Origin of the sequence: Streptomyces nanshensis, assembly GCF_001751255.1 — a bacterium.
Taxonomy (GTDB): domain Bacteria; phylum Actinomycetota; class Actinomycetes; order Streptomycetales; family Streptomycetaceae; genus Streptomyces; species Streptomyces nanshensis_A.
Window position 1 is genome coordinate 1 of sequence record NZ_LJGW01000577.1, and the last position, 1,857, is coordinate 1,857.

At 74.3% G+C, this 1,857-nt stretch carries 2 protein-coding genes; both read left to right on the top strand.

Annotated features, from left to right (window positions below; translation table 11 throughout):
• Positions 1-216 precede the first annotated feature (216 nt).
• Complete coding sequence (locus AN218_RS29870) at positions 217-585, top strand: MGMT family protein (protein WP_070020182.1); 369 nt, start codon at positions 217-219, stop codon at positions 583-585.
• A 155-nt stretch (positions 586-740) separates the two neighbouring features.
• The coding region (locus AN218_RS29875; RefSeq protein WP_420856033.1) for an ATP-dependent helicase at positions 741-1,857 on the top strand (1,117 nt) is incomplete at its 3' end.

The following is a 1,857-nucleotide window of genomic DNA, read 5'->3' on the forward strand; positions in this document are numbered from 1 at the left end:
CGTGCGCAGCACCGCGCGAGGCGCCGCCCGCGCCCGGCGCGGGCCGTCCGCCTTGCCGTCGACCGGCTCCCGGTCCGTCCTGGTCCCGTATCACTCGTCACCGCCGGGACGATGGTGGCACGAGGCCGCCCTGCGGCAAGAGCCCAGGGCCGCCCCGCGGCAGGAGCCCAGGGCCGCGGCGGGCGGCTGTCGGTGGGGTGCGGCACCATTGCCCGCATGCACGCACCCGGTCCGTCCCGGCCGCCCGACCCCTCCGAACCGCCCGAGCTGCCCGAGTACGCGGAGCGGGTGCTGGAGGTCGCCGAGCACATCCCGTCCGGGCGGGTCATGACGTACGGCGACATCGCCGAGTGGCTGGAGGAGGGCGGCCCGCGCCAAGTGGGCCGGGTCATGGCCCTGTACGGAGGCGCGGTGCCGTGGTGGCGGGTCGTACGGTCCGACGGCGTGCTGCTGCCCGGCAAGGAGCTGCGTGCGCTGGAGCACTACAGGGCGGAGGGCACACCGATGCGTGAAGCGGGCCGCACCACGGAAGGGCACACTCCGCGGATCGACATGAGGAGGGCGCGGTGGGACGGCGAGATCTGACCCCGCACTGCGGCTGCTCACAGCTACCACCTTCCGCCATCCTCGCTCGCCGCTCGTGCCGGGCCACCCGTACGGAGTACGCGAGTACTGCGCTGCGGCCCGTGTGCCCGCTGGCGTAGCGTCTGCACCCGTCAGCACAGCCCCTCCCCGAGGCGATCCACGTGAGCTCCTCCATCCCGTCCGACGAGCACCGGCCGGGGCCCGGCGCCGGTACGGGCCCCGGCGCGGGCGCCGGCGCCTACCGGCTGGTGCGCAGCAGGCCGGACCCGGTGGACCCTCCTGCCTTGGACGCACAGCAACGCGCGGTGGTTGACCATTCCGGCGGCCCGTTGCTGGTCCTGGCGGGCCCGGGCACGGGCAAGACCACGACGCTCACCGAAGCCGTAGCGGAGAGGGTAAAGGCGGGAGGCGATCCCGAGCGCATCCTCGTCCTCACCTTCAGCCGCAAGGCGGCCGTCGAACTGCGCGACCGCATGGCCGCACGCCTGACGGGCCTGCCCGGCCGTCCGTCCGCTCCGCAGGCCACGACCTTCCACTCGTACTGCTACGCCCTCGTACGCGCGCACCAGGACGCCGAACTCTTCGCCGAGCCGCTGCGGTTGCTCTCCGGGCCCGAACAGGACCTGTACATCCGGGAGTTGCTGGAGGGCCAGCTCGATCTGGAGGCGGAGGGCCGCGCCCGTACGGCCTGGCCCGGCGAGCTGCGCTCGTGCCTGACCACGCGCGGCTTCGCCGACGAGGTGCGTGCCGTGCTCGCCCGCAGCCGCGAACTGGGCCTCGGCCCGGCGGAGTTGGGCGACTTCGCGCGGCGTACGGGACGTCCCGACTGGTCGGCCGCGGCGGACTTCCTCGCCGAGTACCTCGACGTGCTCGACGTCCAAGGCGTCCTCGACTACGCGGAGTTGGTGCACCGCGCCGTACTGCTCGCCGAGAGCGAGAGCGTCGCCGAGGAGCTGCGCGGGCGGTACGACGCGGTCTACGTCGACGAGTACCAGGACACCGACCCCTCCCAGGTGCGGCTGCTGCGGGCGCTGGCGGGTGCCGGCCGTACGCTCGTCGTCTTCGGCGACCCGGACCAGTCGATCTACACCTTCCGCGGCGCCGACGTGAACGGAGTCCTCGACTTCCCGCACGTCTTCCGGCAGCGCTCGGGCGCGCCCGCGCCGGTGCGCGTGCTGACCTCGGGGCGGCGCAGCGGCGCGAGCCTGCTGGAGGCCACACGGGAGATCGCCCGCCGCATCCCGCTGGCGCGGCTGCCCGCGGAGGCCGTAC